Consider the following 24157-nt stretch of genomic DNA (forward strand, 5'->3'; position numbering starts at 1 on the left):
GTCAACGAGATCCCCGCGTTCTCGGCCGGCGCGGATGCGGAGACCGAGGACGACGCCGACCGCGAGACCATCGTCGTCGAGGTCGGCGGCAAGCGGCTCGAAGTCTCCCTCCCCGTCTCCCTCGGCATGTCCCTCGCGCGCACGGGCCTCGCGGCGGGCGCCAAGCCGAAGCGCCGGGCGGCGAAGAAGTCCGGCCCGGTGGCCTCCGGCGACACCCTCGCGTCTCCCATGCAGGGCACGATCGTCAAGGTCGCCGTCGAGGAGGGGCAGGAGGTCAAGGAAGGTGACCTCATCGTCGTCCTCGAAGCGATGAAGATGGAACAGCCGCTGAACGCGCACAAGGCGGGCGTGATCAAGGGGCTGTCGGCGGAGGTCGGGGCGTCCTTGACGTCCGGGGCGGCGATCTGCGAGATCAAGGACTGAGGTTGGCTCGGTAGCGGGGGGTGGGCTCGGATCGTACGAGTCCACCTGTCCGCGGTGGCTGGTCGCGCAGTTCCCCGCGCCCCTAAAAGACTTGGTTGCGGCCGAAGTTCGTCCGCGGGTTCGTGGGCTTCTTGACTCCGGGCCGGCCCAACGCCCTCAGGAGCGCGGGAATTGGGACGTGAGGATGAACTGGCAGATCAGCCACGTCTTTCAGGGGCGCGGGGAACTGCGCGAACGGCCACAGCGGCGGGCCGGTCGCCGAACCACCTCAGCCCACCCGCCGCTCGGCGAACCAACGACTCACCTCCGCCGAAGATCCGCGACCCGCGCCCTCTCGTTCCCCGGCGACTGCTCACCCAGGACCGCGGCGGCCCTCAACCCCCCGGCGGAACCGGGGAGTTGCCCCCTGCGAGGGGCGGGGAGTGCGACATCCCTGCGTTGCTGGGGGTGTTGGCGTGCGGGCACCGCCTCACCCCCCGCACTCCCCGACGCCCCGGCGACAGCGATCTGCACGCCCTGATCGGCGAGCGCCTGCAACTCCGTCGCCGCACGGTCGTCGTGGGCCGGCGGATCGTCCGTGACCAGCCGCGTGATGACATCCGTCGGCACCGTCTGGAACATCGTGTCGGACCCGAGCTTCGTATGGTCCGCGAGCACGACCACCTCCGCGGCGGCCTGCACGAGCGCCCGATCGACGGACGCGGACAGCATGTTGGACGTGGACAGCCCCCGCTCGGCGGTCAGCCCGCTCCCGGAGAGGAACGCCCGGGAGACCCGCAGCCCTTGCAGGGACTGCTCCGCGCCGCTCCCGACGAGCGCGTAGTTGGACCCGCGCAGGGTCCCACCGGTCATGACGACCTCCACCCGGTTGGCATGGGCCAACGCCTGGGCGACGAGGAGGGAGTTGGTGACCACCGTCAGCCCGGGGACCCGCGCGAGCCGGCGGGCCAGCTCCTGCGTGGTCGTACCGGCCCCGACGACGATGGCCTCGCCCTCCTGGACGAAACCCGCGGCGAGATCGGCGATGGCCGTCTTCTCGGCGGTCGCGAGATGGGATTTCTGCGGAAAGCCGGATTCTCGCGTGAATCCACCCGGCAGTACCGCACCGCCATGTCGGCGGTCGAGGAGTCCTTCTGCCTCCAGCGCGCGCACGTCCCGCCGTACGGTCACTTCGGAGGTCTGGACGACGCGGGCGAGCTCACGGAGCGACACGGCCCCGTTCGCTCGCACCATTTCGAGGATCAATTGGCGACGTTCAGCAGCGAACACGAAACTGACAGTAACGCGGGCGACCGTCTGTTTTCAGGTGTTTGCGCCGAATAACAGAAGTTGTTCGCACAGGAGTGGGTGAAGTGGTATAGGGGCTCAGCTACCCGTCCTATGCCCGATGCATGCCTGGCAACTCCCCGTGACCGGCGGGGAGTTGCTTTCGGCCGTCAGCCCTCGCCCGCCGACTTCCTCGTGTGCAACTGGCGTGCCACCTCGGCGATCGAGCCCGACAGGGACGGGTACACGGTGAACGCGTTCGCGATCTGTTCGACCGTCAGATTGTTGTCGACGGCGATCGAGATGGGGTGGATCAGTTCCGAAGCGCGCGGTGCGACGACCACTCCGCCGACGACGATCCCCGTACCCGGGCGGCAGAAGATCTTGACGAAGCCGTCGCGGATGCCCTGCATCTTCGCGCGCGGGTTGCGCAGCAGCGGCAGCTTGACGACGCGGGCGTCGATCTTGCCCCCGTCGACGTCGGCCTGGCTGTAGCCGACGGTCGCGATCTCGGGGTCGGTGAAGACGTTCGAGGAGACCGTCTTGAGGTTGAGGGGGGCCACCGCGTCGCCGAGGAAGTGGTACATGGCGATCCGGCCCTGCATCGCGGCGACCGAGGCGAGCGCGAAGATGCCGGTGACGTCGCCGGCGGCGTACACGCCCGGGGCCGTCGTACGGGAGACCTTGTCGGTCCAGATGTGGCCGGACTCGCGGACCTTGACGCCCGCCTCCTCCAGGCCGAGGCCCGCGCTGTTGGGGATCGCGCCGACGGCCATCAGGCAGTGGCTGCCGGTGATGACACGGCCGTCCGCGAGGGTCACCTCGACGCGGTCGCCGACGCGCTTCGCGGACTCCGCGCGCGAGCGGGCCATCACGTTCATGCCGCGGCGCCGGAAGACCTCTTCGAGGACGGCGGCGGCGTCCGGGTCCTCGCCGGGCAGGACGCGGTCGCGGGAGGAGACGAGGGTGACCTTGGAGCCGAGCGCCTGGTAGGCGCCCGCGAACTCGGCGCCGGTGACACCGGAACCGACGACGATGAGCTCCTCCGGGAGTTCGGTGAGGTCGTAGACCTGCGTCCAGTTGAGGATGCGCTCGCCGTCGGGCTGCGCGTCGGGCACCTCGCGGGGGTGCGCACCCGTCGCGATGAGTACGGCGTCCGCCGTGAGCGTCTGCTCCTTGCCGTCGGCCGTCGCGACGACGACCTTGCGGGAGCCGTCGAGGGACTGCATGCCCTCGAGACGGGCCCGGCCGCGCATCACCTTCGCGCCGGCGCGGGTGACCGACGCGGTGATGTCGTGCGACTGCGCGAGCGCGAGACGCTTCACCCGGCGGTTGACCTTCCCGAGGTCGACCCCTACGACCCTGGCGGCCTGCTCCAGGGGAGGGGTGTCGTCGGCGACGATGATCCCCAGCTCCTCGTAGGACGAGTCGAAGGTCGTCATCACCTCCGCCGTCGCGATGAGCGTCTTGGACGGCACGCAGTCCGTGAGCACCGACGCCCCGCCCAGACCGTCGCAGTCGACGACGGTCACCTCCGCCCCGAGCTGCGCGGCCACCAGCGCCGCCTCATACCCGCCGGGCCCACCACCGATGATCACGATCCTGGTCACATGCCCCATTGTCCCGTACGCGACGGGAGAGGCGGGAATCGGGGGGCCGGGTGGACTACGACCCCGGTATCGGCGGCGGTGCCGATACCGGGGAGCTACAGGTACTACGGCTTCGCACCGGACCCCCGGCGTCACTGCCGTACCCTCTCCCCCATGTCGCTCTACGCCGCGTACGCCGGCAACCTCGACGCGCGGCTGATGACCCGCCGCGCCCCGCACTCCCCGCTGCGTGCGACGGGCTGGCTGACCGGCTGGCGGCTCACCTTCGGCGGCGAGCAGATGGGCTGGGAGGGCGCGCTGGCGACGATCGTCGAGGAGCCTGGCTCCCAGGTATTCGTCGGCCTGTACGACATCGCCCCCATGGACGAGGAGTCCCTCGACCGCTGGGAGGGCACCGGCCTCGGCATCTACCGCCGTACACGTGTTCACGTCCACACCCTGGACGGTCAGGAAGGCGCGTGGACATACGTTCTGGACGGCTACGAGGGCGGCCTGCCCTCGGCCCGCTACCTCGGCGAGATCGCGGACGCGGCGGAGTCGGCGGGGGCGCCGCACGACTATGTGATGGAGCTGCGGAAGCGTCCCTGCTGACGCCCCGGCGATCATGTCCGACCGCCTTTGGCGGGAAACGACAAGACAACGATCGTCCCCCCGTCAGGTCTGTCATCTACGCGCGTAGGCACAGACCGGCTACGCTCATCCGCGTGAACGCATCTCTTCTGCCGGACGACATCCCGGACGACATTCAGGGCAACCCCTACACCGCCGCCGCCGACGCCGCCGGCAAGCTGCGCGAGCTGACGGGTGCCGAGACGCATGACGTCGCCCTCGTGATGGGCTCCGGCTGGGCGCCGGCCGTCGACGCGCTGGGCGCTCCCGAGGCGGAGTTCCCGGTCACGGCGCTGCCCGGCTTCCCGCCCCCGGCCGTCCAGGGCCACGGCGGCACGATCCGCTCGTACAAGATCGGCGAGAAGCGCGCACTGGTCTTCCTCGGCCGCACCCACTACTACGAAGGCCGCGGGGTCGCCTCCGTCGCGCACGGCGTCCGCACGGCCGTCGCCGCCGGCTGCAAGACGATCGTCCTGACGAACGGCTGCGGCGGCCTGCGCGAGGGCATGCGCCCCGGCCAGCCGGTCCTCATCAGCGACCACATCAACCTCACGGCCACCTCCCCCATCGTCGGCGCCAACTTCGTCGACCTCACGGACCTCTACTCCCCCCGCCTGCGCGCCCTCTGCAAGGAGATCGACGCGAGCCTGGAGGAGGGGGTGTACGCCCAGTTCCCCGGCCCGCACTACGAGACTCCGGCCGAGATCCGCATGGCCCGCGTCATCGGCGCGGACCTCGTCGGCATGTCGACGGTCCTCGAAGCCATCGCCGCCCGCGAGGCCGGCGCCGAGGTCCTCGGCATCTCCCTCGTCACGAACCTCGCGGCCGGCATGACCGGCGAGCCCCTCAACCACGAGGAGGTCCTCCAGGCGGGCAGGGACAGCGCGGCGCGGATGGGCGAACTCCTGACGCAGGTACTGGGCCGGCTGTAACCGCCGGGATCGGGGGAGCCCTGCACCAGAGGGTTCCCCCGAACACCGCCCCCCTCCGACGGCGAGCCGAAGGAACCCGAGGCCGAGACGAACACCTTCGGCGCAGGGCAGGACGACCCGGGATCGGGACGGACATCTTCGGCACAGGGCAAGACGGCCGGGGAGCGGGACCGACACCCTCGGCGCAGGGCAAGACGACCCGGGGAGCGGGACCGACACCCTCGGCGCAAGGGAGGACGGCCCGGGATCGGGACGGACACCCTCGGCGTAGGGCAGGACAGCCCGGGATCGGGACCGACACCCTCAGGGCAGGACGACCCGGGGAGCGGGACCGACACCCCCGGCAGCCGGCGGCCCAGGCTCGCGGTGCGTGTCCTCGGCAGCGGGCGGAACGGCTCGATGCCGAGGCGAACGTTCTCGGCAGCCGACAGCCCGCAGCCGGCAGCCCAGGTGCGAGGTGCGTGTCCTCGGCGCCGCGCCCCGGGTGGGGCCGTGGTGTCTGGAGCAAGGTGGAGGTGTCCGTCGGTGACACGGGGCAGGACACTGATCCCGTGCGGCGCCTTCCGTACGCCGGTCGGCGAAGATCAGCCCGTCCGGCGTTTGAGGACAGGCCCCTTCAGGGCCGATCACCACCCACACGGCAAGCACCCCTGCCCCCACCTCCGGTGGACCATCCCCTTCTCCCATCCGGGGTCCAGGGGCGCGGCCCCTCGGCTCGGCGGGGTCGAAGGGGCGGCAGCCCCTGGAGGATGGGAAGGGTAGGGGCGGCGGGGGCGAGGAAAGCCCCTTCCGAACCGCCCCCCGACGACGAACAACGAGAGGCTGACCCGAAGTGCAAGACGACCTGCTGGCCCGGGCCAGAACCTGGCTCGCCGAGGACCCCGACCCGGAAACCCGCGAGGAACTCGCGAAACTCATCGAAGCCGGCGACACGACAGAACTGACCGCCCGCTTCAGCGGCACCCTCCAGTTCGGCACAGCCGGCCTACGGGGCGAACTCGGCGCCGGCCCCATGCGCATGAACCGCACGGTGGTCATCAGAGCAGCCGCGGGCCTGGCCGCCTACCTCAAGAACAAGGGCCGGACCGACGCCCTCGTCGTCATCGGCTACGACGCCCGCCACAAGTCCGCGGACTTCGCGAGGGACACCGCCGCCGTCATGACCGGCGCCGGCCTGCGCGCGGCAGTCCTCCCCCGCCCCCTCCCCACCCCCGTACTGGCGTACGCCATAAGGCACTTGGGCGCGGCGGCGGGCGTAGAGGTCACGGCGAGCCACAACCCCCCGAGGGACAACGGCTACAAGGTGTACCTGGGTGACGGCTCCCAGATCGTCCCCCCGGCGGACAGCGAGATCGCGGCGGAGATCGCGGCGATCGAGTCCCTGAACGACGTCCCCCGCCCGGAGGCGGGCTGGGAGACCCTGGACGAGGCAGTACTTGAGGCGTACCTCTCCCGTACGGACAAGGTCCTGTCCCCCACGTCTCCGAGGACGGCCCGCACGGTCTACACCCCGCTGCACGGTGTAGGGAGGGACGTCCTGCTGGCGGCGTTCGAACGGGCCGGCTTCCCCACCCCCGTACTCGTCCCCCAACAGGCCGACCCGGACCCGGACTTCCCCACGGTCGCGTTCCCCAACCCGGAGGAACCCGGCGCGATGGACCTGGCGTTCGCGAAGGCGAGGGAGACCACCCCGGACCTGATCATCGCGAACGACCCGGACGCGGACCGCTGCGCGGCGGCTGTTCCCGACGCCGGCGACTGGCGCATGCTCCGCGGCGACGAGGTAGGCGCCCTCCTCGCGGCCCACCTGGTCAACCGCGGAGCGCGCGGCACCTTCGCGGAGTCGATCGTCTCCTCCTCCCTCCTCGGCAGGATCGCGGAGAAGGCGAACCTCCCCTACGAGGAGACCCTTACGGGCTTCAAGTGGATCGCCCGCGTGGAGTGCCTGCGGTACGGCTACGAGGAGGCCCTCGGCTACTGCGTGGACCCGGAGGGCGTCCGCGACAAGGACGGCATCACGGCGGCCCTGCTCATCACGGAACTGGCCTCGGAGCTCAAGGAGCAGGGCCGCACCCTGCTCGACCTCCTGGACGACCTCGCGGTGACGCACGGCCTGCACGCGACGGACCAACTCTCGGTCCGTGTCGAGGACTTGAGCCTGATCGCGGACGCGATGACGCGTCTGCGCGAAACCCCGCCGACGCAGCTCGCGGGCCTCGCGATCACCAAGGCGGAGGACCTCACCCAGGGCACGGACAAGCTCCCGCCCACCGACGGCCTCCGCTACACCCTGGACGGCGCCCGCGTCATCGTCCGCCCGAGCGGCACGGAACCGAAGCTCAAGTGCTACCTGGAGGTCGTGATCCCGGTCGCGGACCACGCGGCGCTCCCGGCGGCCCGCGAGCAGGCGGCGCGGCTCCTCGCGGAGATCAAGCGGGACTTCTCGACGGCGGCGGGCATCTGATACCCGAGAGGTACCCGGGTAGTACCGCGGAGGCGCGGACGGATACGACGGGGTTCAGACCCGCATCAGATAGCTGAACCCCGTGTCCGGCCCGACGCAGGACTGGAGAGTGAGGTCCCCCCAGTAGAGCCCGGCGGCGGGCGCACCCCGCCCGGGGGTGAGGTGGTGCCCGTAGACCCGGTACGTCCAGGTCCCGCGCGGCGTGGAGATCTCGACGTCCGTCCCCACGGCCAGCGTCGCGAACCGGTCGAACCCGCAGTAGTCGTGCCCTACGACCACGGCGGTACGCATCTCGTACCCGTCCTCGGCGCCCAGCTCGGGCCCGGCCCACTGCACGGCGCTCCGACAGGCGTCCACCTCGTCCTGCCCGCCCCGGACGACCCCGGCGGACCAGGTGCCGATGCGGATGGTCGTACCCCGGCGGGCCTGCGGGGCGGAACGGGGCGAGGACCTGGGCGCAGAGGTATTACGGGGCGTAGGGGTACTACGGGTACTACGGGCCGCCTCGGTCGGTGGGGGTGGCGCGGGCCGGGACAGGTCGGGGCCGCGTGTCGGCGTCGGGCCGGTACGCGGCGGGGCGACGCGTGACGGCGCGGGAGACGGTCGTAGCTCCTCGGGGCTCTCGCCTGTCGGCACGGGGACGGCCTCACCGACGTCCGGTTCCGGAGCCACAGACGCCCCGGCCGCCGGTGGAGCCGCCCCCGCCTCCTGGCCCGGACTCCCGCTCACCGGCGCACTGTTGGCCTCGCCGGCACCGGTGCCAAGGGCACTGGCGTGAAGGGCACCGGCGTCAAGGGTGTCGGCGTCAAGGGTGTCGGCGTCAAGGGTGTCGGCGTCAAGGGCGCCCCCGCCTCCGCACCCGGCGACCAGCAGCACCGCCGAGAGCGCCCCGACGACCCCGACCGCCCTCATCCGAAGCGCCCGTTCACATAGTCCGCCGTGCGTTCGTCCTGCGGGGAGGAGAACATCGCCTCGGTGTCGCCGTGCTCCACGATCACCCCCGGTGTCCCCTGCGCGGCGAGGAAGAAGGCGCAGGTGTCGGAGACGCGCGCGGCCTGCTGCATGTTGTGGGTGACGATGACGATGGTGACCTCGGAGCGGAGTTCCGCGATGGTCTCCTCGATGCGCCGGGTGGACGTCGGGTCGAGGGCGGAGCAGGGTTCGTCCATCAGGAGGACGCGCGGCCGGACGGCCAACGACCGTGCGATGCACAGGCGTTGCTGCTGTCCGCCGGAGAGCGCGCCGCCGGGCCGGCGGAGCCGGTCGCGGACCTCCTGCCAGAGCCCGGCCTTGGTGAGGCACTCCTCGACGAGGTCGTCGCGCCCGTCCCGGGTCGACTTGATGGCGTTGAGCTTGAGGCCCGCGAGGACGTTGTCGTAGATGGACATCGCGGGAAAGGGGTTGGGCTTCTGGAAGACCATGCCGATCTCGCGCCGGGCGTGGGTGATGCGGCGCCCCCGGTCGTAGATGTCCTCCTCGTCGAGCAGGACGCGCCCGGCGAGGGAGGCGGAGGCGATGAGTTCGTGCATCCGGTTGAGGATGCGCAGGAACGTCGACTTCCCGCACCCCGACGGCCCGATGAGCGCGGTGACTTGACGCGCGGGCATGGTCAGCGAGACCCGGTCGAGGACCTTGTGCTCACCGAACCAGGCGGACACGGCGTCGGCGCGGAGGGTGGCGGCACCGGAGGAGTCACCGGCTGATCCGGCGTCAACTCTGGGCAGAGGCTGGGTGATGGTGACGTCGGTCATGGCAACTCCCTTTGCACATCGAGGACTTCACAGCAGGTTGGGCAGCAGCGCGGTGAGCGCCTGCGAGTCGGCGAGGCCGAGCGCGAGGAGGACGGGCCCGGCGCAGATCCAGGTCTGCCAACGCCCCCAGAACCGGTGCGCGAGAACCGTCAACAGGGCGGCCAGCAGCAGGGCTTGGGACCACAGGAAGACTTCGAGCCAGGCCCCGCCGTCCGTCCCGAGCGCCTCTTCGGACCCGGCGATCCACCCGCCTCGCAGGACGCGCGGCGGGCTGGGCTGTACGTCGCCGATGAGCCGCGCGTCGACGCGGAGGACTCCGTCGGGGGTGTACGGGGCGCCGGTCGCGGTGATGAGGGTGAGCCGGCCCTGTCCCTGGCCGAGCGGCGCGGGCAGCTCGTCGCCGCCACGGCGCATCCCGGTGACGGCGTACACGGCCTTGCCCTGGCCGGTGGTGAGTTCGATCCGCGTACCGGCCCGGAGGTCGCCGAGACGGGCGAAGGGGCTGCCGTACGCCCACTGCCGCCCCATGATCACGGACGTTCCGGCCTGCCCGGGCAGCGGAGTGTCGCGCCGGTGCCCCGGCCCGGACATCAGGATCTCGGACGTGGTCCCCTCGGCGACGACCTCGCGGAGCCCGAGCGCGGGGATGCGCAGCAACGCCACCGGCACGCCTGGCTCCAGAGGCTTGCCCTCGTAGTCCCGCTGTCCCACCGGCGCGGTCCCCAGAGCGAGTTGACGCCGCAGTTCGTCGTAGGCCGTCTGCTGGTCCCGGGCGTGCTGGAGATGCCCCACGATCGTGAGATTCGCGGCGAACCCGAGCAGCAGCGCGGCGAGCACGCAGAGGGCGGCCCCGGCGACGGCGAACCCCGGCCGGGCGGGTCGGGGCCGGGCTGGCGGCGGCGCGGGCGGGGTGGCCTTCGGGGGTGCGGGCGGGGCGGGCGGTACGGGCGGGGGTGGCGCGGTGAGGGTCACGGGACGGGCTCCTGCTGTGAGAGGCCGAGGGGAGTGCGGGGAGGACGGGGAAGAGGGGGCGCGGGGTACACGGGTACGACCGGGCGGGCGGCGTACGGGAGGCCGGGGAGGGTGGGAGACGCGCGGGTATTGCACGGGTAGTACCGGAGCGCTACGGCCCAGTCCGGCGCCCCGTCCGCCGACCCGGCCCGTAGCCCCCGTACACCTCACAGATGCTGTCCGCCCCCGTTCTCCTCGCCGAAGCTCAGCAGCCCCCGGCGCCGCATGTGCAGGACGATCGCCGCGCCCGCCGAGACCAGGGCGAGGGCCGTGAGGCCGATCGCTCCCGCCTGTGTGCCGGTGGACGCCATCGACCCGCCCGTGCCGCCGGAACCGCCCGCGCCCCCGGAGCCGCTGCCGCCGCCGGAGTCCGAGCCACCGGAGTTGGAGCCACCGGAGTCGCCGGTCGGCGTCACCGAGTCGGACGGGGTCGGCGAGGGGCTCTCGCTGGTCGGGGCGCCGGTGGTGAAGGCGAAGGCGAAGGCGACCTTGTGGGTGTCGGCCCCGGACCCGGCCAGCGTGAGCGTGTGGTCCCCGTCGGCGATCCCGGCGGGCACGGTGAACGCGTACTTGGTGACGGTCCCGTCCGAACCGGCCTTCGCGTCCCCGAACTTGGCGTCGCTGCCGCCCAGAGTCACCTTCACGACACCGCCCTTGGCGAACCCTCGCGCGGTGATCAGCACCTTCTGGCCCGCCGCCAGATCGGGGTTGTCGCCCAGGGACGTCCCGCTCTCGTCGGTCACCTCAAGCTCGGCGGGCCCGGTCGGCGTCGGGCTCCCGGTGGTCTCGTCCTCCGTGCTGACGTACGTGAACGTCGCCTCCTTCGCGGCGTTCCCGCCCTCCTGGAACCGCAGGATGTGCGTGTCGTCGGTGGTGCCGTTCGGGACGGTGTAGGCGTGGTCGAGGACGGTCCCGTCGGCCCCGGCGGCGATCTCCTTGGTGGTGCCGTTGACGTCCGTGAGGACGACCTTCGCGTTCGCCGCGAACCCCTTGATGGTGATCTTCACGGTCTGCCCGATGGTCAACGTCGGCTTGTCGCCGAGGACTTGGCCCTTGTCGTCCTTGGCGCTGACCAGGTAGCGGACGGTGAGCGTCTTGCTGACCTGCGCCGCCCCGTACGCGTCGGGGTCGGCCGGCGTGAAGGCGGCGTCGTACGTGGTCTGTCCGCCCGAGGCGGGCAGCGTGACCGGCAACTCGGCCTTGCCGGAGGCGACTTGGGCGGTGCCGAGGGAGGTCCCGTTGTGCTTGAACTCGACGCGCCCGGCGGCCGACGCGGGGCTGACCTGCGCGACGAGTTTCGCGTTGGTCCCGACGGCCCCGCCGTCCGGCTCGGCGGTCAGCGCGAGCGTCACCGGCTGCTGGTCGATCTGCGCCCAACTGTCGCCGGTGACCCGGACCTTGCGCACGAACACCGCGTCGAGCGCGGCCGGGTCGGCGTTCGGGATCGAGCACTGGAGGACGAGTGTGTAGGTGCCGTCGAGGGAGCCCTCGGGCTTGTAGGAGCGCAGCGCCTTCTCCAGCGAGGTCGCCTTGACGACCGGCGGGACGGCGGTGGAGATCAGTGGCAGCGTGAACGCGGAGGTCGTCAGGTCCAGTGTGGATTTGGGCCCGTTGGCGAGCGCCTTGCTCTGTCCGGTGACGCGGCCCGCCGGGTCGGACGGGTCGAGGAGTTTGACGGAGGTCGCGTTGGCGTACGTCTGGGTGCCGGCCGGGCAGGGCGCGTCGGTCTTCGCGGACGTCGCGATGACGTCGGCGGCGATGGAGCCGGTTGCGGGCTCCAGGGTGAAGGCGCCGACGCGCTGGTACTCGATCGCCTCCGCCCGGCTGGAGAAGGCGAGGACGGCGGCGAGTGCCGCGCACAGCAGGGCGCAGCACGACAGCAGCGCCACGGGTGATCTCAGCTGCGCCAGGCGCGTGTTCATCTCGGTGTTCCCCCCACGGGGTGTCGGTGTCGGTGGTGCTCGGACGGTTCAGCAAGCGGTTTCAGCGACAGGCCGGCGCGGCATCCGCTCCGGACACGCCGCGGGGCCGGGCACCCCGTGGGGTGCCCGGCTGTCGTACGGCGTTGTGCAAGCGGTTTCAGCGCTCGCCCTTGAGGGTCGTGTCACCGCAGTTGGTGACCGTGCCGAAGCCGTACTTCTTGATCGTGGCGGTCGCGGCGCAGACCTTGGCGTCGGAGCCGGTGAACACGTCGTCGATGACGGCGTCGGTCAGCTTGCTGGAGGGGACGACGTTGTAGACGTCGCGGCTGTAGACGAAGCCGGAGTTGAGCTCGCCGTCCGCGGTGAACGGGTCGCTGGAGTCGATCTGCCCGAGGACGGTCGCGCCGTGCCGGTCGGTGACGGTCTGCGTGACCTGCGCGATGTACTGGGCGACGGAGTACGGCGCGATGTCGCCGGCCGTGTCCAGCTCGACGCCGTTGTGCTCCTGCATGGTGCCGACGCAGCCGCCGACCTGGGCCTCCGTGACGCCGATCCGGCCGAGGAAGAAGGTCCGGGTGCCGGAGCTGGCCTGCGGCAACAGGGGCGTCAGGGCGACGTTGTTGAGGCTGGTCAGCGAGCAGGTGTAGATGGCGCGCAGTTGGGCGGTGGTCAGGTTGAGACCGTTCGCGAGCGCGCTGTCGTCGCGGACGGCGATGCTGACGGCGTCCTTCGCGAACGGAATCCAGGTGAGGTCCTGGGTGGAGGTGTCGGCCGGGCCGCGCGAGGAACGGGCGAAGTCGAGACACCCCGTGCTGTTGTCGACCGCGTTGCGCAGGGCGTCGATTCCGGCTGACGATCCGTCAGGACGGTTGATGGTGCAGCCGTTCGCCCGGGTCTTGACCGTCGAGCCGGCCGGGGTGGCGTTGTAGGAGGCGATGACCTTGTCGTCGACCTGGCCGTCGCCGTCGACGTCACGCAGGACGACGTCGCCGAGGCCGTTGACGACGTCCTGCGTGGTGTCGGAGCCGACGCCGGCGAGGACGCGGTACTCACCGGCGGGCGGGTCGGCGAGGGCCGGGGTGGCGAGGACACCGACGCCGAGGACGGCCGTACCGACGACGGCACCGAGACGTGCGCGGGACTTGACGTTCACAGTTTTTCCCTTCGGGGAATTTTCTTGTGAATTGGCGTGCACCGGGAACATTTCCGTATCCCGCACTCCTCCGGCCACCAACCCTGTGTGCCCGAAAAGTAAATAACTCATTTCCTACGCGACTCCTACAGAATTCATGTCCGGTTGCGCTTCTCCCCGGAATCCGCCGGGATTCCGGGGAATGTATCGGCGCACGGTTCGTGTCACTCGGTCCTGGCGACCCCCAGCCGCAGCAGCACCGGCCCGGCGAGGGCCGCGACGCCGCCCGCGATCAGCACGGCGAGCAGCACCCAGCGGATGATCCCGAGTACCTCCGAGGGGGTACGCCCGGAGGAGGCGACGTTCTGCTTCCCCGGGTCCTCGGCGACGGTCGGCACGGCGGACGGCGCGGTCGGCTGCGGCCCGGCGCTCGGTCCGCCGGCGCCCCCGCCGGCCGTGCCCGCGCCGCCGGCCGAGCCGCCCGCCGTACCGCCACCGCCGCTCGCACTCCCGCCGCCTCCGCCGGCGTCCCCGCCGGTGACGGGTACGTCTCCGGAGGGAGAGGGTGACGCCGAAGGGGTGACCCCCTTCTCCAGGCGTACGGCGGCCTCGCGGGCCTGCGTGCGCAGGGCGGCCGGGAGGGGCGCGTACCCCTCGGGCAGTAGTCCTCTGGCGGTGCCCTGGACCTGGCCGTCGCCCGCCGCGTAGGTGATGACGCGGGCGTAGTCCCGGCGGGCGTCGGCGGCCTGGTCGGTGGAGGCGGCGGCGTAGACGACGGCGGTCAGGGGGTAGGCGTCGCCGGTCGCCCCGGCCGGGTCGGCGGTCTTGACGCCGGGTACGGCCGAGTCGGGCATGCGGGCCACGGCGGCGAGGAGGGAGGCGGTCGACGGGGTGACGTAGGTGCCGTCGGCGTTGGGCAGGGCGGCCGTGTCGAGCTGGTAGCGCAGGGCCGAGGGGATGTCGACGACGCCGTACTGGCGCTGGTTGGTGACCGCCGGGCGGCCGTCGCCGGTCAGTTTGGGCAGGCCGCTGCTGTCGAGGACGCACAGGTAGGCGGAGCCGATGTCGCCGCGCCGGATCTTGAGCGCCGCGTCGTGCATGTCGTTGGTGTACGGCACCATGTCGAGGCCGCTGCGCGAGAGGGTCCTGCCGTCCGTGCAGCCGACGTCGGTGGGGGTGAGGTCGGCCTTCGGGAAGTAGTCGAGGGCGCTGGTCACGACATTGTCCCGGTACGAGGGATTGACCTTCATTCCCCAGGGGTCCGCTTTCCCTTGCAGGAATTCCCGGGCCGCCGGGTCGGCGAGCACGTATTTCCACAGGAGGCGCGCGGAGTCGGTATTGGCGGAGGACACCGCGAGGCCGAGCGGGGAGTCCGATACTTCCTTGGCGAGTTCTTTCAGCCCGGGGTTGAGTTTCTGGAACTCTGGGTCCTGGCCGATGAACCGGGGATTGCTTCCGAGGTAGGCGGGGACCTTGTCCCGGTTGAGGACGAGGCTGCCCGCGTAGGACTGGGTGAGCGCCTTCGCGAGCAGCCGCTGGTTGAGTTTGAGGCCGGTGAGCGGGACACGGGCCTGATCGGCGCGCTCGTACATCCAGACGAAGCCGATGCTCAGTCCGCTGATCGCGACCGGCGCGTGGACGACCTCGGGCACGTCCGCGACCGGGTCGAGGAGCAGCGCGAGGCCGGGCGAGGAGTCGCTCGGCGCGGTGACCGCCGTCCGGGCCTCCTCCTCGCCCGCCTGTGTGAACGTGAACCGGTGGGTGCCGGACGAACACAGCGCGCTCTGCCAGGAGGTGATGGCGTCCGTGCCCAACTCCGAGCCGATGATGCGCCGTTCGGCCTTGTCGGCGTCGCAGGAGTCGCCGACGGGTTCGAAGTCCAGCCGGAACGCGATGCGTTGGTCCCAGTTGGTCTCGCTGAGGGACGACGACTGGAGGCTTCCGCTGTTCCCCTCGCCGCCGTCGGCGTCGTGCGCGCCGCGCGGGACGGCCACCAACCAGCAGGGCTGTACGGCACCTTGGGGCGTGGTGCGGGCTCCGCAGCCCAACGCGGGCTGTTCCAGGGAGGACTTGACCTCGAACGCGACGTCGCCGCCGCCGTCCCCGTCGTTCGGCAGGAAGGGGACGGCGTTGGTGTCGCCGCTCGTGAAGTACGTCGTGTCCTTCGGGCCCGTCGTCGCCCCGCCCTGCCCCTCGACCGGCTTGAACGGGACGTAGTGGCCGCCCCATTGGTCGGTCGGGGTGCCGGTGTCGGTCTCGCGCGGGTCGGTCGCCGGGGCGACGGTCCGCCCGTCACCGGGCTGGGCACCGGCGGCGGAGCCGTACTCGCACTGGGTGCGGTCGGGGCCGTTCGCGTCGTCGCCCCAACACTGCATCAGGGAGAGGAAGTTACGGCCCTCGCCGACCTTCGCGGGGGTGCCGCCGGTCCAGGTGACGCGGAGGGCCTGGCCGCGAAGTCCCCTGGTCTGGTGGACGGTCACCTTCAAGGAGGTGAAGTCGTCGTGGGCGCCCTTGGTGCCGGACTTGGTGACGGAGGAGTCGGCGGTGGCCGCTTGCGCGGTGGACGGGGGAAGAGGCAGGAGGGCGAGGGCGGTTGCGGCCAGGAGTGCGGCAACTCCCTTACGAGCACGGTTCATCACACGTCTCCTCTGCGGCGCGAGCGCGACGACAGGGCCCGTGCGGCCAGCGGTGGGCCCACCACCACGCCGAGCAGCAGGACCGCCGACAGCGCCATCAGGGCGCCGCGCAGGCCGAGTTCGTTGCGGGAGGCGAGGCTCACCGGGGTCGCGGCGACCGAGGTGTCTCCGCCGTTGCCGGTGCCGTCGCCGCTGCCGAGGACCTCGCCGGTGTCAGGGTCGACGGAGGTGCCGCCCGCGGCCGGACCGCCCGTGGTGCCCGCGCCGCCGGTGGTGCCGGTTCCGCCCGCCCCGGTCGTACCGGTCGAACTCCCGCCGCCCGACGCCGCGTTGCCGCCGGTCGTCCCGCTGCCGCCGGACGTCGTACCGCCACTGCCCGTCGTGCCCGTGCCGCCTCCGGACGAGTTGCCGCCCTGCGCGGACGGCTTCACCGGGGTGTCACGGCCCTCCGCGCCGGCCGTGCCGTCGGAGCACTGCGTCGGCCCCTTCTTGTCGCACGCCTTGGGGTAAGGGGCGTTCTTCGCCAGGGTGTTGGTGCCGTCGGAGGAGAACGTGGGGTTGCGGCAGTTGTTGATGTCGATGGACGCGGTGGGGGCGCCCGGCACCTTGCGGAGCTGCTCGAAGCCGGCCTGCACCAGGTTCTTCGGGAGCGGCGAGTACCCCAACTCCTCCGCCTGCTGCTGGCCGTCGCACAGGAAGTAACGGCCGAACGTGCCGAGGGAGTTGCCCTTGGCGGAGGTGAACCCGGACTCCTCCTTCGTCGGCAGGATCATGTAGCTGTAGCTGGAGAGCGGGTAGGTGCGGCGGTCGGCGTTGCGGTAGACGCCATCGAGGATCTGCGTCAGGTAGTTCGAGGAGCGCTCGTTCTGGTTGATCTGCGCGCCGGTGAGCCCGACGGCGACGCTGGACGCGGTCGGCTCGACGTAATAGCCGCTCTGGTTCAGCATCTTGGCGACGGGGAAGCCGGTCTTGAGCGCGTACGAGTACTCGACGTACGTGATCGCGCCCTCGCCCGACGGCTGGCGCACATGCCCGGACACGCCCAGCGAACCGGACTTCGAGATCATCGCGGAGCCGCTGAGGAGTGGGTAGTTGGAGGTCATCCCGCAGCCCGAGCCGCGTCCGGTGCGCTGGCAGTAGGCGTTCCAGACGGCCGTCTGCTCCTGCGCCATCCAGGTCGTGAACTGCGCGCTCGTACCGGAGCCGTCCGAGCGGACGACCGGCACGATCTGCCGTGCGGGCAGGGCGAGTCCGGGGTTGTCGGCAGCCACCGCCGGGTCGTTCCAGCGGGTGATGGCGCCCGTGAAGATCTTCGCGACGACCTCGCCGGACAGCCGCAGGTTGGTGACCTGCTTACCGTTGATCTTCAGGTTGTACATGAACGAGGTGCCGCCCGCGACGATCGGCATGTACGCGTATCCGCGCTTCGGCGGGGTGTCGGTGACTCCCTGTTCCTTCAGGCCGTAGGGGATCTCGGAGACGGCGAAGTCGACGGTGTTGTTCTTGAACTGCTCACGGCCCTGCGAGGAGCCGTTGTCGGTGAAGTTGACCGTCATGCCGTAGTTCGCCTTGACGTTGCGGACCCACTGCTGGACGGCGTTGGCGCTCCATGTCGACCCCGAGCCGGAGATCTTCGCGTACGACGCCGCCGAGGCGGTCGGCACCGGTACGGCGACGGCGAGCAGGGCGCACAGCAGCGACAGCACGAGGGCCGCCGAGCGGGTGCGCGGGGCGGTCATCACGACGAACTCCCGTGGTTGTGTGGGTCGGTTGAGTGGGTGAGTCCTGGTGCGGGCCGGCTCGCGTCGGTGCCGACGACCGCGCCCGCGCCGTCTCGCGTGCCCTCTCGCGCCGCGAACCTCTTGGCGTCCCGCCGCGACGCCAGTACCCGGCGGTGCTCCTGACGCCTCGTCAACTGCCCTGCCCCGCGCCCGCCGACGATCCGCGCGGCGACGAACAGCAGCAGGACCAGGGCCATCAGGAGTGCGGCCGTACCGAACCCCCTTGCCACCATGGTCGGTTCGGGGGACTTGACGAACTGGAACGTGGCCAGCGGCAGCGAGACCATCGGCCCGTGCAGGGGGTCGAGGTTCAGCTCGGAGGTGAAACCGGCGGTCAGCAGCACCGGCGACGTCTCGCCGATACCGCGCGCCGTGCCGAGGATGACGGACGTGGTGAGGCCGGAGCGGCAGGTCGGCAGGACGACGTGCCAGACGGTGCGCCAACGGCTCGTACCCAGCGCGTACGACGCCTCCCTGAGCGTCCCCGGGACCAGGCGGATCACGACGTCCGCGGCCCTGATGACGATCGGCAGCATCATCACGGACAGCGCGAGGGACGCGGCGAACCCGGAGAGGTCGAGGCCGAGGCCGAGGATGACGGTCGCGTAGACGAACAGCCCGGCGACGATCGACGGCAGCGCGGTCATCGCCTCGACGATCGTGCGCACGAACCGCGAGAAGGCGCCCGGCACCTCGTTGAGGAACACCGCGCAGACCAGCCCGACCGGCACGGTCACCACCAGCGCGATGGTGATCATGATCAGGGTCCCGGCGGCGGCGTGCAGCGCGCCGCCGACCTCCAACGGCTCCAGGGGACCGGCGAGTTGCATGTCCTCGGTGAAGAAGTTGAGGTGCACGAGCGCCTCGCGGCCCTCGACGAGCGCGTACGACACGACGAACACGAGGATCACGACGAGCAGCAGCCCGAGCGAGCGCACGACCGCCGCCGCGATCCGGTCGACGATCGCGGGCCCGTCCTCGTCGAAGGAGACGAGCAGCGCGTACACGGCGAGGAACAGCAGGTACGCGGTGACGACGAAGCCGACGGCGCCGTCGAACGGCAGCAGCCGCCCGAACATCACCCAGGTCAGCGCGAGCGAGGCCGCGGCGGCGCCGAGCGCGGCGTACACGTCGATGGCCCGCAGCGGGGTGAGCTTCCGCCGCCGTTCACCAGCGCCGTCGGCGGTCCGCGCGGGACCGGGCCGGGTGGTCCGCGGCGGCGCCTGAGGCGCCTCGGGCGCTTCGGGGGCAAGGGTCATGGTGACGGTCTCCCAGTGGGGCGTAGCTCCGGAGGACTACGGGTTCTACGGGTTCTACGGGCGTAGGTGACGGGCAGTGGGAGAGGCACGGGTCGTACGGGAAACCCCCTACGCCTCGCTGCTCGCCCCCGACCTGGACCTGGCGACGATCGAGGACGCGGCGAAGTTGACGATCAGGGTGAGGACGAACAGCGCGAACCCGGCGGCCATCAGCGCGGACATCCCGAAGCCGCTCGCCTCCCCGTACCTGAGAGCTATAAGGGAGGAGACGGAGCTGGTGCCGGACTGGAGGACGTGCCACTGGATGTCGAAGGTCAGCGAGATGATCATGTAGACGGCGATGGTCTCGCCGAGCGCGCGCCCGAGCCCGAGCATGGTCCCGCCGATCATGCCGCCCCGCCCGAAGGGCAGGACGACGCTGCGGATCATGCCCCACCGGGTCGCGCCGAGCGCGTACGCCCCCTCCCGCTCACCGGCCGGTGCCTGCGAGAACACCTCCCGCATGATCGAGCAGACGATCGGCGCGATCATCATCCCGACGACGAGCCCGGCGATGAAGGTGGAGGAGGTGTAGACGCTGGCCGGCGCGAGCGGATCGTCGGGGTCGGCGCCCCGGACGTCGAACACCGGTATCCATCCCAGGTAGGTGGCCATCCAGCGCGCGGTCGGCAGCACCTTGTCCTGGAGGAAGAACACCCCCCACAACCCGTACACCACGGAGGGTACGGCGGCCATGAGGTCGACGACGCTGACGAGCGTGCGCCGCAGCCGCACCGGCGCGTACTCGGAGATGTACAGCGCGGCCCCGACCGCGAGCGGCACGGCGACACAGACGGCGACGGTCGCGATCAGCAGCGTCCCCACGAGGACGGCGGCGATCCCGAACTTCCCGGTGTCCGGCGCCCATTGACTGGTCGTCAGGAACGACCAGCCGGCCCGGTCCAGCGCCAGCCAGGCCCGGTAGAGCAGGAACCCGCCGACGAGCAGCATGACGAGCAAGACGAGCCCGCCGCCGGAGCGCAGGACGGCCCGGAAGACGCGGTCGGACAACCCCGGGTCGGCGTACAGCCGTCGGGGCGAGTCGACCGCGAGCTCGACCGCCGCGGTGGGCTTTCTCAGAGAAGGCACAGCTAGACGCTCGGTGCCGACAGTGGACTTCCCGGCCCCGAAGGGTGAACGAGAGGTGCCCGCGGGGGAACTTCGAACTCGTCAGTCACCCCATAACTCGCCCCCGAATTCCAGGAGTTCGGGAAGCAGCGCCCGGAAGCGGTCGTAGGAGGAACGGCACGTGGCATGCCGTTCGTACGTCCGCGCGGCCCCGGCGACATGCCGTCCGCCGGCGTCCCACACGATCCACACCCACCCGCCGCCCTGCGCGCTGTGCTGCACACCGCCGCCGAGCTGATCCTGCCTGCGGCACAGCTCCGCGAACGCCGCGCGGCACCGCTCATGTGTCTCGTACGGCGTCAACGACACAGCCACAGCACGGCCGTTGGGGGCGACCAACCGCCACCCGAACCCGCCCCGCCGCGCGTCGACGTCGATCTGGCATCTCATTCCCGCAGCCGCTGCCGCGACCGGTCTCGCCGCACCACCGGACCGTTCCATGTCCCCGCCCCCTGCCGCCCACGAACGAGTAAAAACAGCTAGCAGTGAGGTGTTGGACGGCATCTGCAATCTAATGAGGCCCGGCTGACCACGAACACACATACCCGACCACGGATTTCACGCTTCATGTCCCGGCCGCCCCCAGGCAACCTCTTGGGGTGGCCTCGGAAATGATCATCTGCTCCCATAGGGTGATTTCCGCGCGAAAGCCGACGCGAGCCCCGTCCGACGCGCCTCCTCGGGTGAACGGTGGACCGGTAGTACCGGACCCCACCCGACTTGGAGCCCGCCGCCGTGACCACCCTGACCGCCCCCACGCCCCCCTCTCCGACGGCGACGACTCCCCCGCCGGCCCCCGTCACCACCGCCCTGCGCCACGCGGCCCCCGCCCTCGCCGCGTACCTCTGCGTCCGCCTCATCTCCCTTGCGGTACTTGCCACTTGGGCCCACCGCCGCCACCACGGCGTCCGCCCGATCCTGTCCCAGGAGTGGGACGCCAAGTGGTACTGGGGCATCGCCACCCACGGCTACACCCACACCCTGGGCACGGCGTACGACGCGAACAACCTGGCGTTCTTCCCCCTCTACCCCTACCTGGTGAAAACGCTCTCAGCAATCACGCACCTCTCCCTCCCCGGTACGGGCCTGGCCGTAGCCCTGGCCTCCTCCCTCCTGGCGGCCTGGGGCATCTTCGCGATCGGCGACCACCTACACGACCGCCGCACCGGCATCCTCCTGACGACCCTCTGGGCAGCATGGCCGGTCGCCCTGGTCCAGTGGATGGCATACACGGAATCCCTCTTCACCGCGCTGGCGGCCTGGTCCCTGTACGCGGTCCTCACCCACCGCTGGCTCCCCGCGGCGGGATTGGCGATCCTGGCCGGCCTGACCCGCCCCACGGGAATCGCGGTAGCGGCAGCGGTCTCGGTAACAGCCCTGCTGTCGCTGAGAAGCCACCGCTCACACAAAGCCGCCCTCGCCATGCTCACCGCCCCCCTCGGCTGGTGCGCCTACGTCACCTGGGTCGGCCTCCGCCTCCACCGCTGGGAAGGCTACTTCGCGGTCCAACGCCTCTGGCACAACGAATGGAACGGCGGCCAGGAGACCCTGCGCCGCTTCCGCGAACTCCTGGGCCAGGACTCGACGCCGGAACTGTTCCTGATCGGCGTGACCCTTACCCTGATCGCGGCAACAGCCCTATACGCACTGTCCATTTGGGACCGCCAACCATTGCCCCTCCTGATCTTCACCGGCGCAATGCTGACCATCGTCCTCGGCAGCGGCGGCGTCTACTTCCCCCGAGCCCGCTTCCTCCTCCCGGCCTTCCCCCTCCTCCTCCCGATCGCCGTCCACTTGACGAGAGCCTCGCGGCGCTTCCGCTGGCTGGCACTGGGGACGGCGGTAACAACGTCGGCATACTTCAGCGCGTACATGGCACTCGTGTGGCCAAGCGCGCCGTAACCCGTAGTACCCGGGAGCCACACCGAAAGGAGTATCGGGCGGATGAAGGGTGCACAGAAGATCTCGCGCAGGCGTAGTCACAGTGGGCGTCGGCGGTCACCACGACACCGGCCAGGACGAACTGGGCCGACAGTTTCGCGAAATCCGGTGACCTCGGCGGTCCTGTCCGCGCCCCGCAGTCTCACATCGGCGGGATCTTCGCGACTGTCACCTGCCCGTCCGACAAACACTCGACAAGGACCGAACCACTCAACGGATAAATCCAGAAATGCGGTGCCGCATCAAGGATTTCACGGGCGTGCTGAACGGCCAGAGCCGCAGGCACGATCACGGTAGACATCACGAGATTTCCCCAAAAGACGGCAACCTGCCTCCCGTCCCGCACGTAGGGCGCGAGAATCTCTGCCGCCATCCTCGCCCAGTCCTCCTCGTCTTCCCACCACATCCGCCCCTCGAACGGAACGGCCTCCCAGTCAAGAGCCGCGCCCGTAGTGGCCGGAAACCTGTTCAGGCTGACGGCTTCCAACTCACGGCTCTCCACATGGTTCAGCAGCCGGATCTGTCGATCTCCCCCGCCCTGGATGTCGCTGACGAAGCCCGGAAGATAATCCGGCCTACTCCCGTACGAGTTTTCACTGATCACGTTTGAGATATTTCCATAAAAAATTCTCCGGACTCTCATCAGGCCACATTCCACCCGGCACACTCGGCTACGACCCGCGCAATCTTCCGGCGCCTCGGATACTTGGAGCGAATCAGCGAGAGACGCTGCGAATAGACTTCCACAGAATCAGCTTCCCTGTCAGACAATAGAAGCGCATCTCCATCGCGCCACATATTCTCAACCCCCCGCAGAGTAGTCTTGATTTCCTTCAGCTCCGCCATCGCGTATCCGCCGCCAGCATGCAACAGCTCGTCACAGGAATCCCAAAAATTTCCCACACCTGACCTAATCCTCCAATCACGATCATTCGCGGGCAGCTCTTTCGACACCACCAGAATCGCCACACCAGCGGCTACCGCTTGAAGATAGGTCGGAGTAGAAGAATCCTCCAGAGTGCCGATCCCGCTTCGCCAGTTCCTCAACAAAGCGACCTTTTCTGCGCCTTCAGGAACCTCCGAAGCGCCAACTCCGGAAACGATGCCATCAATCTCCACCAAGTGCAAATCCCCGGAAACCTCAAGAATGGGCCGCATCCTGGCAAGCGAAAGCCCTCCCACCAGGGACCAAAAATCCACCATTCACCGCCCTTTAGCCCCTCACCCTACTCTTCGAATAAACGATGGCGACTACCACAAATCCGACCTCTTCCAATCGACGCATGTTGGCACGTTCCCACCTGTCAATAGGAACTCTTTCAGAGCCTCTCTCACAAGCGCGATAGGGACTTCACAGTTCTCTGGATACTCCATCGGGTGCCCGGCGAGAAAATAAGCAGTCGCTGGTTCAGTGTCAGGCATGCCGACGCTGAAGATGTTCCCCACACCTCCATCCACGAAAGCGATGATCCCAATATTTCGACCAGCAGAAGCACCGACCATGACTTCATGGTCAGGGAACCCAGATGGCAACAGTGGCCGATCCAGAGAGTGGACTTGAGCAAGGTTATGGTCTACTGGTCCCGACATCAATTCGTCGATCAGCACATCAACGGCCTCTTCGGATGCGACGATCACCGGCTCCTGCGCATGCTCTTTCCGATAGTACGCATCAAGGCTCGCCATCAGTTTCCTCTCCAAGAAAATAATCATGAGGCTGCCCTTTAAAACCAAGGAATGGCGCCCCGCAGGGACCACCCTGGCGATTAATCACAATCTCCGCGCTTGAGATCGAATCATCGGCCAGCATCATGGCAGGAATCTTCTGTCCGGCGCAATCAGCTAAGTCAGAGTCAACTCGACCCCTCAGTAAACCAAGACTCCGAATTCTCTCACCGCTAATGCCATCAATTTACCATCCGTCTGACACATTCCACTGGAAGTGACCAGAAGATCACCATTGTTACCAACACCCCGAATGGCCGAAACGTTTCCGGGAAGTTGAGCGCGCTCAGCCTCACGATCGAAAATAGGGCAGGCCCCGTTGGCGTTGTGGATCAATATCGACACACTGCCCGCCAGCACATAGTACGTGCGCAGGCCCTCGACGCTCAGGTCGTACGTGACCCGCTCCGCGGTGTACGACTTGACGCCCACGATCTAAGAGCGTGTCTGAGATCTGCCGTATCGGCTGTACGGGTGAGTCGTTGGGTGGTGTGTGAGTGCTGCTGGGGATGCTTACCCGTCTGATCT

Annotated in this window: 22 protein-coding genes; 6 read left to right on the plus strand and 16 right to left on the minus strand. The window is 69.7% G+C overall.

Translation table 11 applies throughout. From position 1 onward, the window contains the following. Positions 1 to 423, plus strand: a 423-nt coding sequence (locus tag ABZX85_RS50055) for a biotin/lipoyl-containing protein (protein ID WP_355885103.1), incomplete at its 5' end; no start/stop codon positions are given. Between the two features lie 300 nt (positions 424 to 723). On the opposite strand, the gene ABZX85_RS50060 is transcribed toward ABZX85_RS50055, so the two are convergent. Both ABZX85_RS50060 and ABZX85_RS50065 read right to left on the minus strand, forming a co-directional pair. Further along, positions 724 to 1692, minus strand: coding sequence for a DeoR/GlpR family DNA-binding transcription regulator (locus ABZX85_RS50060; RefSeq protein WP_355885104.1), 969 nt, complete (start codon positions 1690 to 1692; stop codon positions 724 to 726). 167 nt (positions 1693 to 1859) lie between these two features. Further along, positions 1860 to 3308: an NAD(P)H-quinone dehydrogenase gene (locus ABZX85_RS50065; RefSeq protein ID WP_355885105.1), complete on the minus strand. Its 1449-nt coding sequence runs from the start codon at positions 3306 to 3308 to the stop codon at positions 1860 to 1862. Between the two features lie 144 nt (positions 3309 to 3452). Between ABZX85_RS50065 and ABZX85_RS50070 the strand changes: the two genes are divergently transcribed. The 3 genes from ABZX85_RS50070 to ABZX85_RS50080 all read left to right on the plus strand — a co-directional run bounded on the left by ABZX85_RS50070 (position 3453) and on the right by ABZX85_RS50080 (position 7304). Continuing rightward, the gene (locus ABZX85_RS50070; protein WP_355885106.1) at positions 3453 to 3890 is read left to right on the plus strand and encodes a gamma-glutamylcyclotransferase; all 438 of its coding nucleotides are present in this window, start codon (positions 3453 to 3455) and stop codon (positions 3888 to 3890) included. A 113-nt stretch (positions 3891 to 4003) separates the two neighbouring features. Further along, positions 4004 to 4840, plus strand: a complete 837-nt coding sequence (locus ABZX85_RS50075; RefSeq protein ID WP_355885107.1) for a purine-nucleoside phosphorylase — start codon at positions 4004 to 4006, stop codon at positions 4838 to 4840. An 832-nt stretch (positions 4841 to 5672) separates the two neighbouring features. Continuing rightward, a complete protein-coding gene (locus ABZX85_RS50080; protein ID WP_355885108.1) occupies positions 5673 to 7304 on the plus strand; it encodes a phospho-sugar mutase in 1632 nt (543 codons plus the stop codon). A gap of 54 nt (positions 7305 to 7358) precedes the next feature. Here the strand turns inward: ABZX85_RS50080 and ABZX85_RS50085 are convergent, their stop codons facing one another. After that, complete coding sequence (locus tag ABZX85_RS50085) at positions 7359 to 8033, minus strand: hypothetical protein (protein ID WP_355885109.1); 675 nt, start codon at positions 8031 to 8033, stop codon at positions 7359 to 7361. A 45-nt stretch (positions 8034 to 8078) separates the two neighbouring features. Here ABZX85_RS50085 and ABZX85_RS50090 point away from each other — a divergent pair, with 45 nt between their 5' ends. After that, positions 8079 to 8237, plus strand: a complete 159-nt coding sequence (locus tag ABZX85_RS50090) for a hypothetical protein (protein WP_355885110.1) — start codon at positions 8079 to 8081, stop codon at positions 8235 to 8237. Here ABZX85_RS50090 and pstB read toward each other — a convergent pair. The 9 genes from pstB to ABZX85_RS50135 form a co-directional block, all read right to left on the minus strand. Beyond that, positions 8213 to 9055, minus strand: a complete 843-nt coding sequence (gene pstB, locus ABZX85_RS50095) for a phosphate ABC transporter ATP-binding protein PstB (RefSeq protein WP_355885111.1) — start codon at positions 9053 to 9055, stop codon at positions 8213 to 8215. The two genes, ABZX85_RS50090 and pstB, sit on opposite strands and share 25 nt — an antisense overlap. Positions 9056 to 9082: 27 nt before the next feature. Continuing rightward, positions 9083 to 10027: a class E sortase gene (locus ABZX85_RS50100; protein ID WP_355885112.1), complete on the minus strand. Its 945-nt coding sequence runs from the start codon at positions 10025 to 10027 to the stop codon at positions 9083 to 9085. A gap of 206 nt (positions 10028 to 10233) precedes the next feature. Further along, a complete protein-coding gene (locus ABZX85_RS50105) occupies positions 10234 to 11988 on the minus strand; it encodes a hypothetical protein (protein WP_355885113.1) in 1755 nt (584 codons plus the stop codon). Between the two features lie 157 nt (positions 11989 to 12145). Beyond that, positions 12146 to 13141 carry a hypothetical protein gene (locus ABZX85_RS50110; protein ID WP_355885114.1) on the minus strand — a complete coding sequence of 332 codons (996 nt, stop codon included), beginning with the start codon at positions 13139 to 13141 and terminating at the stop codon, positions 12146 to 12148. A 203-nt stretch (positions 13142 to 13344) separates the two neighbouring features. After that, entirely contained in the window at positions 13345 to 15756 is a 2412-nt protein-coding gene (locus ABZX85_RS50115) for a hypothetical protein (protein ID WP_355885115.1), read from the minus strand. Further along, complete coding sequence (gene pstS, locus ABZX85_RS50120; protein ID WP_355885116.1) at positions 15756 to 17495, minus strand: phosphate ABC transporter substrate-binding protein PstS; 1740 nt, start codon at positions 17493 to 17495, stop codon at positions 15756 to 15758. Before pstS ends, ABZX85_RS50115 begins: the two co-directional genes overlap by 1 nt. Next, on the minus strand, positions 17495 to 18796 hold the full coding sequence (gene pstA, locus ABZX85_RS50125; RefSeq protein ID WP_355885117.1) for a phosphate ABC transporter permease PstA: 1302 nt from the start codon (positions 18794 to 18796) through the stop codon (positions 17495 to 17497). The genes pstS and pstA overlap by 1 nt, the downstream gene beginning before the upstream one ends. Before the next feature lie 108 nt (positions 18797 to 18904). Next, positions 18905 to 19924, minus strand: a complete 1020-nt coding sequence (gene pstC, locus ABZX85_RS50130) for a phosphate ABC transporter permease subunit PstC (RefSeq protein WP_355885118.1) — start codon at positions 19922 to 19924, stop codon at positions 18905 to 18907. Between the two features lie 81 nt (positions 19925 to 20005). Then, positions 20006 to 20353 (minus strand): hypothetical protein, encoded by a 348-nt coding sequence (locus tag ABZX85_RS50135; protein ID WP_355885119.1) that lies wholly within the window; start codon positions 20351 to 20353, stop codon positions 20006 to 20008. Positions 20354 to 20698: 345 nt separating this feature from the next. On the opposite strand from ABZX85_RS50135, the gene ABZX85_RS50140 reads away from it, so the two are divergent. Then, positions 20699 to 21865, plus strand: coding sequence for a hypothetical protein (locus ABZX85_RS50140; RefSeq protein ID WP_355885120.1), 1167 nt, complete (start codon positions 20699 to 20701; stop codon positions 21863 to 21865). Between the two features lie 181 nt (positions 21866 to 22046). On the opposite strand, the gene ABZX85_RS50145 is transcribed toward ABZX85_RS50140, so the two are convergent. From ABZX85_RS50145 to ABZX85_RS50160, 4 genes are all read right to left on the minus strand, one after another. Further along, positions 22047 to 22508 (minus strand): hypothetical protein, encoded by a 462-nt coding sequence (locus ABZX85_RS50145; RefSeq protein ID WP_355885121.1) that lies wholly within the window; start codon positions 22506 to 22508, stop codon positions 22047 to 22049. Between the two features lie 38 nt (positions 22509 to 22546). Then, complete coding sequence (locus tag ABZX85_RS50150) at positions 22547 to 23107, minus strand: hypothetical protein (RefSeq protein ID WP_355885122.1); 561 nt, start codon at positions 23105 to 23107, stop codon at positions 22547 to 22549. A gap of 48 nt (positions 23108 to 23155) precedes the next feature. Next, positions 23156 to 23617, minus strand: coding sequence for an Imm1 family immunity protein (locus ABZX85_RS50155; protein WP_355885123.1), 462 nt, complete (start codon positions 23615 to 23617; stop codon positions 23156 to 23158). A gap of 153 nt (positions 23618 to 23770) precedes the next feature. Next, positions 23771 to 24061, minus strand: coding sequence for a hypothetical protein (locus ABZX85_RS50160; RefSeq protein ID WP_355885124.1), 291 nt, complete (start codon positions 24059 to 24061; stop codon positions 23771 to 23773). Between the last annotated feature and the right edge of the window lie 96 nt (positions 24062 to 24157).

Origin of the sequence: Streptomyces sp. NPDC004539 (assembly GCF_040610055.1) — a bacterium.
Lineage (GTDB): Bacteria > Actinomycetota > Actinomycetes > Streptomycetales > Streptomycetaceae > Streptomyces.